Here is a 7,450-nt window from a genome sequence, read left to right as displayed (position 1 = left end):
CGAACTTGTCGACAAGTTGCGCAGCGACTGGAAGGTATCGATCGTGCACTGTACGTCTACAAGTCGAAACGCGGCGACCAGGCCGACCTCAAGCATAGGATCAAAAAGCATCTGCGAGATCCGCGTGCGCTACGGATATCGTCGCATCCATATCCTGTTGCGCCGGCGGCGGGGCGAGATCACGGTCGCGATGATAAGCGGCCTCGCCTCGAATCTCGTTCCCAGCAACGTGAAGGAGTTTGGCGCCGCCAATCCTAGGGTCAAGCTCAACCTGGCGCTGTTCAATACCGGAGCGGAGATCTAGCTCGCCGTTGCCAGTGGCGAAGCCGATCTGGGTATCGGCTTCGATTTCGAAGGACAGCAACCTCAAAGTTCTGGCGCGCGGCGTCGGCCGGCTCGGCGCGGTTATGGTGCACAACCACCCCACTATCTCTTATTCGATCATGCTGGATCACGCTCGATCCCTCTGAAACACCTATAAAAATAGTGCATTCCCGACATTGCGCACTGGGGGCCGCTATGGCAAATTGGGAGCGTTAGAGGGATAGCGAACGGCCTTCCGCTCCCAGCAAACGATCCCCGTTTCTCCCCGACCGATCCCAGTTGCGGAACAGAAGAAACGCCATGCCAAGCCTGACTGATACCGCCATCCGACACGCGCTGAAGCGCGTCGAACTCAGCCGGAAACAAGAAAACCTCGCAGATGGTGAAGGCCGCGGCACCGGCCGACTTCTCCTCGTCCTCAAGCCGATGCCGAAGCGCGTGACCGCAGACTGGATGGCGCAGCAATGGCGCGATGGCAAACGCGCTAAAAAGAAGCTTGGCGCTTATCCGTCGACGTCCTTGGCTCAGGCGCGCGATATCTTCAAGCGCGACTACGCCGATGTGATCCAGAAAGGCCGCAGCATCAAGATTGCAACGGATACTCGTCCCGGTACCATCGCTGATCTGTTTGAGGGCTATGTTGCGTCGCTCAAGGGCGCCGGCAAACCATCCTGGAAGGAGACAGAGAAGGGCCTCAACAAAATCGCTGGCACGCTCGGGCGCAACCGACTGGCTCGTGAGATCGAGTCTGAAGAGATCGTCGAACTTATCCGGCCGATCTACGAGCGTGGCGCCCGCTCGATGGCCGATCACGTGCGATGTTACATCCACGCGGCCTATAGTTGGGGGATGAAATCCGACAACGATTATCGGAACACATCCCCGCGCCGGTTCCGTATCCCATTCAATCCGGCCTCGGAAATTCCGACCGAACCCAAGGTTCAGGGCACGCGCTGGCTCGACGAGGAAGAGTTCGTGCAACTCTATCGCTGGCTGGAATGCCCCGATACGCCGGTTCATCCTTCCTATCCCCGCGCTGTGCAGCTCATCATGCTGACCGGTCAACGCGTCGAGGAAATCGCGCGCCTGCATGTCGATCAATGGGATGCGCCGGAGAAAATCATCGATTGGTCCAAGACCAAGAACCTTCAGCCGCACGCCGTTCCAGTGCCGTCGATCGCCGCCGAACTGATTGGGTCGATCAAGCCGAATAAGTACGGGTGGTTCTTTCCCTCAGCGAAGGACCCATCCAAGCCCGTGAGCCACGGTACTCTCTATAGCTTCGTTTGGCGTCAACGGGACCGCGGCGTGATCCCCTATGCAACGAATCGGGACCTCCGGCGAACCTTCAAGACGTTGGCCGGCAAGGCCGGCGTGTCCAAAGAGATTCGAGACCGCCTGCAAAATCATGCGCTCCAGGACGTCAGCTCCAAGAACTATGATCGCTGGCATTACATGCCCGAGAAGCGCGCGGGAATGGCAAAGTGGAACAAGTTCGTGCGCGCCATGCTGGCAAAGAAGCGCTTGAAGGTGGCCGCATGATCAAGCGCCCTCCCAAATCCCTTAAAGTCCGAAAAGGCGCCAAACCGACGAGTGAAATTGACACGCGAAGCTATTCGGCGTTCGTTAGTGACCTTAAAAGGAAGATCGCGGAGGCGCGGCACCGTGCCGGTCTTTCGGTGAACCGTGAGCTGATCCTGCTCTACTGGAACATTGGACGTGATATTCTCGCGCGCCAGGAAAGGGAGGGATGGGGCGCCAAGATCATCGATCGCCTTGCTGACGATCTTGGCCGCGCATTTCCTGAGATGACCGGGCTTTCGGCCCGGAACCTGAAATATATGCGCGCTTTGGCGGAGGCGTGGCCGGATGGCGGATTTGTGCAACAGGTTGTTGCACTTTTGCCTTGGGGCCATAACGTCCGCCTTCTAGATGCCGTCAAGGCGCCGAAGCAACGTGCTTGGTACGCGCGACAGGCCATCGAACACGGATGGAGCCGCAACGTCCTCATCAATCAGATCGATCGTGACCTGTTCGCCCGTCAAGGCAGCGCACTTACCAACTTCTCGCGGACTCTACCGGCGGAGCGGTCCGAGCTCGCTAAAGAGATCCTCAAGGATCCCTACAGCTTCGACTTTCTTTCACTTGGCCCCGAAATGCTGGAGCGAGACCTCGAACGCGGGCTGATAGAACACCTGCGTTCGCTGATTCTCGAACTCGGCAAGGGGTTCGCCTTTGTCGGCAGCCAGTATCATCTCGAGGTGGGCGACCAGGACTACTACCTCGACCTACTCTTCTATCATCTGCGGCTGCGCTGCTTTGTGGTGATCGAATTAAAGATCGAGGACTTCAAGCCCGAATTCGCAGGCAAGATGAATTTCTATCTCTCTGCTGTCGACGACCAATTGCGACACAAGGATGACCAGCCGACGATCGGCATCATCCTCTGTAAGGCGCGTAACAAGGTGATTGTAGAATACGCGCTGCGCGACACCAGCAAGCCGATGGGTGTAGCCCAACACAAACTCTCGCCCGCACTTCCACCGCAGCTTGCGCGGGATTTGCCGACGGTAGAGGAGTTCGCGCGCGAGTTTCCACTCATGTCAATCGTTAAGCTTCGGATCGAGATCGAGCGCATCATGCGCGAGAACGGCATTGCCGTCAGACCACCCGCTGGGCTCGGCAACATGTTGGGCGAGCTGCATCGCCGCGGCCTCGCGCCTAAAAGCACTACCCCGCTCCTTGACGCTGTACGCGTCATGAATCAAGCGGCTCATGGTCTAGATGTCGACGCGGAAAGCGCCCAGCGAGCCGTCGATATCGGCACCGTGTTTCTGACCGAACTTCGAAACCAGCGAGGACGCGACGCCGGCAAGACATCATGATTCAGACCTGTTCACTCACCGTTAACTTCAGCAAATTTAGCGGCGGCGCCTGATCAGACCGGCGGCGCAAGAACCCGATCCACGAATAAGACCACAAGGCGCTGTTTTTGTTTGGATATTTCGAGCCCGAAACCTATTTCCTGAACTCCAAAGGGCCATGGTGATCCAGTCGGCGATAACGCTCGTTGCCGGCGTGGAGTTGGATCGGCATTAGGCCGCGTGGCGTCAGCTGACACCCGGATGTAGAGGAGCGAGAATCCTGGGGTCATCCAGCGCACCAGCCGTTTTCCGGTTGCGAATAAAACAGGAAATAGGAATCGTGTTAGATCTACGGTCGGCCGATTCTAATAGCGCGCAAGCTCCACATCGACGTTTGCGTTCAAACGGCGGTAGATTGATGGATCCGGCACGCGGCAAACGACAGTTGGATACCCTCGAGCAGCGGTTCCAGCTCGATGAGAGCTTTTTGTCATCGCCTAATACGGCTGCCCTGAAATCAGGAGTGATACGTGCTGCCGATCGTCGGACTGGCGACCCGGTGGTTCTCAAATACTGGGTGAAGACAGGGACCGCCGTCGACGCGGACTTCAGAGAGCTTTGGCGTCACGAAATGCGCCAAAGCGAGCGGGTGCGCGCTTTCCCCCGCGCGGACGAGGTTGTCGTCGAGGTGACGGCTTCGGGCGAAAGCGACGACGCGTTTTATATCGCCATGCCGGGCGATGTAGCTCCGCTCGAACATGCTGCGAGGTTCGTCCGTCCTGATCATTGGCTCCGAAACCTGCAAGGGGCGCGCCAACGCGCACTGCTCTGGAAGAACGTTCGCCGATTAGGGGAAGCCCTGGGCGCGGTCCACGGCCAGGGGCTGGTCCATGGAAGGATCGATAGCCGAGCGGTCTACTCCGCCGGAGCCGCGACCAAGCCGGACTTCCGCCTCGGCGGATTTGAATTCTGTTTGCGCGTGGCCGAGATCAATAAGACGCCCTTGCGGATTATCGCAAAGAGCCGCCCAGTGGGGTCAGTCATATTCTCCTTCTTGGATGACTGGCGAGCCCTTGGCCAGGTTGTGACCGACTTGGTCGGACTTGATGCAAGTACGCTGGAGCAAGAGGAGATCCAGTTCGTCGAGGGACGGACCAGGCTCGATCTTCGGTCATCAGAAATAGATCTGATTTGATTGCTGTTCCAACCGGAACGCAATCGCATTCTTGACGCCGCAACGGTTACGAGTCGAATAGACGCCATTCTCAATGAATTGGACGTGGAAGCATTTGCCGATAACGGCCGCTACGTGCTTGCTCTTCGACTGGGACAAACAAGTCGGTTATCTGCGACGTTGAATGCTGCGTCAGGCGACGCATTCGACACAGACGACGCGGATCGCCAAATGGATTTCATTCGCGCCGATCTGGAGACAGGTGCGAGCCCTGCGCGCACCGCGCGCGGCGATCTCCTGCTGATGACCGAAAATCTGGTCTATGATCTTCAACCTCTTCGAGCCGCAGGAGTGGACGAGAGTTGGAATGTCGCATCCTGCGACAACGCTCGTCACAGGGATCGGGTAACCCTTGGTCGGCGAGAAAACATTGAATTGCCATCGCATCGCATCGAGATCATCAGATTCGGACACGATCGCTTCAGCTTCTCAGCTTCGGTTTCAGCGCTCAAAGCAAAGCGCAGCATTCTTTCCGGCGCTGGCAGGCGGAGGAGTACAGCCAACCATGCGGCGGTCCGCCTGCCGCTACTCGCCAATTTTCAAGGTCGGGATGAAGCCGCCGACGGACCGGTTTTGGTCATAAATATGCAGCGGTAGATCGGCTTTCGGCATCAGCACTCTTCCGACCTCAACTGCCGCTGACGTTGGGAGTGCCGGAAAAACGTTGATGGTGGCCTGTTCGCCGTGAACCGCCTTGATCCGATCGAACAGACGCCGAAGATGACGCTTGAACTCCACGAGATCCTCGGGCCGCCGTATAATGTCGTTATGCGGGTTTTCCGCCGTCAAGGACCAGATAGCAGTATCATCACCAAGCACGGCGCGAATTCGATCATCCGTCACTGTCGCGCTTAGCGCCAGCTTGAGCGCAACGCTTGCGGCTGCTGGCCCCGAATACTCCTCAACGCGGAAGGTTTCGCGGCTTGGTTGGGCTGCCAGCGCCAGGTCGCGGGCTCGCGATACCGCTGATGGACCGTGACCGGGACGATATCTCCCAAGAGATGCCCGAACTGGATGAGCAGCGGCTGCGGCGCTAACCCGACCGACCCCTTGGAAAATTTTGTCGACAAATGGGCAGAGCATCCGGAGCGGGCCAAGCCGTTTTTCGAGTGGCTGCAGAAGGCCAGGACGGAATTTGCTCAAGCCGCGCGTTCGAACGATAGGAAACTCATCACCGAAACCGTGGGCCGCGGCGTCGGCGGCTCGCTGGCCGACCGCGCAGCCCGCCGCCGCCAGCCACCGGCTCGCCCTGCGCTGCTGAAAACCGCATCGGTGGCGCCGGCCTGCGGAATCCGGGGCAAAGCGGCCACCGATTCCGACGGAAGGCGGCCACCGATTCCGATCGAAAGCGGCCACCCGATCCGAACGAATGCGGCCACCCTGTTGATAGGGTGAGACGGGGGGCGTTGTCGGCAATCTGAACGGGGCAAGGTCCCTCCTTTTGCGGTTGACGCAATGGGAGGTCCGATGCCCGCCGAGAGATTGCCGATGCGGAAGATTCGAGAAGTTCTACGCCTGAAGTATGCTTGTGGGGTGAGCGATCGGGTGATCTCCCGATCGGTCGGGATCGGTCGCACGGCGATCGCGGAGTATGTCCGCCGGGCCGCGGTGATCGGCATCACCTGGCCGATCCCGGAGGAGCTCGACGACACAGCCCTGGAGCGCAAGCTGTTTGCGCCAGCCGGCTACAACCCGCCACGATCGAAGCCGCTTCCGGATTGGGGGCATGTCCATGCCGAGTTGCGCCGCCGCAGCGTAACGCTGGCACTGCTGTGGGAGGAATACCGCGGCCATCATCCCGACGGCTACGGCTACAGCCGGTTCTGCGACCTCTACGTCGAATGGCGCCACGGCATCACGGCGACCATGCGGCAGACCCACGCGGCCGGCGAAAAGCTGTTCGTGGACTTCGCCGGCGATACCATGCCGGTGTTCGACGGGCTCACCGGGGAGGTGCGCGCCGCCAAGATCTTCGTCGCGGTCATGGGAGCGTCGAATTACACCTTTGCCCAAGCCCGGTTCAGCGAGGCGCTGCCCGACTGGATCGGCGCCCATGTGGATGCGCTCACCTTCCTGGGCGGGGTGCCGAAGGCGCTCGTCTGCGACAATCTGAAGGCCGGGGTGACGGTGGTGAGCCGCTACGAGCCAGGCGTCAACCGGACCTACCAAGATCTTGCCGCCCATTACGGCACCACCATTATGCCGGCGCGGCCCCGCAAGCCGCGCGACAAGGCCAAGGTGGAGGCGGCGGTTCTTATCGTCCAGCGATGGATTTTGGCGCGGCTGCGCAACCGGCGCTTCTTCTCGCTCGCCGAGTTGAATGTTGCGATCCGCATCCTGGTCGACCAACTCAACGCCCGCCTGATGCGCAAGCTCGGTGCCAGCCGCCGCGAGTTCTTCGACACCATCGATCGTCCGGCCCTGATGCCGCTGCCGGCCGAGGCCTATCAGTACGCCGAATGGCGTCGTGCCCGTGTGGCGCCGGATTACCATGTCGAAGTTCAGGGACACTTCTACTCGGTGCCATCCCGCATGATCCGCCAGGTTGTCGAGGTTCGGGCCACCGAAGCCACCATCGAGGTGTTCCATCGCGGCACCCGCATCGCCAGCCATGCACGCTCGGGGGTGAAGCGCCGCCACACCACGATCCCCGAGCACATGCCGAGCGCGCATCGCCGATACGCCTTCTGGACGCCGGCGCGTCTGCTGGCCGCCGCTGAGAAAGTCGGTCCGTCCACAATCGCGCTGTGCGAGGCGATCATGCGGACAAAGCCGCATCCCGAGCAGGGCTTCCGATCCTGTCTCGGCATCCTGCGGTTGGAAAAGACCTATGGGACGCAACGTCTCGAAGCCGCTTGCCGCCGCGGGATCAGCATCGGCTCAGCGAGCTATCGGTCGATTGCCTCGATCCTCAAGACCGGCCTGGACAAGTCCTTCCTTCCCGACACCACCCCCGACGCCGATCCCATCCAGCACGGTAACATCCGTGGCCGCGGCTACTACCACTGACCAGCAACAAGGAGGCATT

6 protein-coding genes and 2 pseudogenes are annotated in these 7,450 nt (G+C 60.0%); 7 read left to right on the top strand and 1 reads right to left on the bottom strand.

Going from position 1 to position 7,450, the window contains the following annotated elements:
• The 5 genes and pseudogenes from IVB50_RS02210 to IVB50_RS02190 form a co-directional block, all read left to right on the top strand.
• Positions 1–166: pseudogene (locus IVB50_RS02210) on the top strand (IS3 family transposase); the annotation flags it as partial.
• A gap of 458 nt (positions 167–624) precedes the next feature.
• Positions 625–1,866, top strand: a complete 1,242-nt coding sequence (locus tag IVB50_RS02205) for a site-specific integrase (RefSeq protein ID WP_247294121.1) — start codon at positions 625–627, stop codon at positions 1,864–1,866.
• A complete protein-coding gene (locus IVB50_RS02200) occupies positions 1,809–3,209 on the top strand; it encodes a PDDEXK nuclease domain-containing protein (RefSeq protein ID WP_247294119.1) in 1,401 nt (466 codons plus the stop codon). The genes IVB50_RS02205 and IVB50_RS02200 overlap by 58 nt, the downstream gene beginning before the upstream one ends.
• Positions 3,210–3,606: 397 nt before the next feature.
• The gene (locus tag IVB50_RS02195; protein WP_018458971.1) at positions 3,607–4,383 is read left to right on the top strand and encodes a hypothetical protein; all 777 of its coding nucleotides are present in this window, start codon (positions 3,607–3,609) and stop codon (positions 4,381–4,383) included.
• On the top strand, positions 4,384–5,019 hold the full coding sequence (locus IVB50_RS02190; protein WP_157643083.1) for a hypothetical protein: 636 nt from the start codon (positions 4,384–4,386) through the stop codon (positions 5,017–5,019). It abuts the gene before it with no gap.
• Here IVB50_RS02190 and IVB50_RS02185 read toward each other — a convergent pair.
• A pseudogene (locus IVB50_RS02185) lies at positions 4,948–5,420 on the bottom strand (SAVED domain-containing protein). The gene IVB50_RS02190 and the pseudogene IVB50_RS02185 overlap by 72 nt on opposite strands.
• A 16-nt stretch (positions 5,421–5,436) precedes the next feature.
• Here IVB50_RS02185 and IVB50_RS02180 point away from each other — a divergent pair.
• The gene (locus tag IVB50_RS02180) at positions 5,437–5,817 is read left to right on the top strand and encodes a hypothetical protein (RefSeq protein ID WP_247294123.1); all 381 of its coding nucleotides are present in this window, start codon (positions 5,437–5,439) and stop codon (positions 5,815–5,817) included.
• A gap of 72 nt (positions 5,818–5,889) precedes the next feature.
• Positions 5,890–7,431 carry an IS21 family transposase gene (gene istA, locus IVB50_RS02175; RefSeq protein ID WP_247294116.1) on the top strand — a complete coding sequence of 514 codons (1,542 nt, stop codon included), beginning with the start codon at positions 5,890–5,892 and terminating at the stop codon, positions 7,429–7,431.
• Positions 7,432–7,450 lie beyond the last annotated feature (19 nt).

Origin of the sequence: Bradyrhizobium sp. 87 (genome assembly GCF_023073015.1) — a bacterium.
Classification (GTDB): Bacteria; Pseudomonadota; Alphaproteobacteria; order Rhizobiales; family Xanthobacteraceae; genus Bradyrhizobium; species Bradyrhizobium canariense_D.
Note: the sequence above shows the minus strand (reverse complement) of the source record. Positions and strands in the feature narration are given on the sequence as shown.

What these genes read in the sequence shown, in the direction of transcription:
- IVB50_RS02205 (WP_247294121.1), top strand. Translation starts at nt 625, where the DNA reads ATGCCAAGCCTGACTGATACCGCCATCCGACACGCGCTGAAGCGCGTC.
- IVB50_RS02195 (WP_018458971.1), top strand. Translation starts at nt 3,607, where the DNA reads ATGGATCCGGCACGCGGCAAACGACAGTTGGATACCCTCGAGCAGCGG.
- IVB50_RS02180 (WP_247294123.1), top strand. Translation starts at nt 5,437, where the DNA reads ATGAGCAGCGGCTGCGGCGCTAACCCGACCGACCCCTTGGAAAATTTT.
- istA (WP_247294116.1), top strand. Translation starts at nt 5,890, where the DNA reads ATGCCCGCCGAGAGATTGCCGATGCGGAAGATTCGAGAAGTTCTACGC.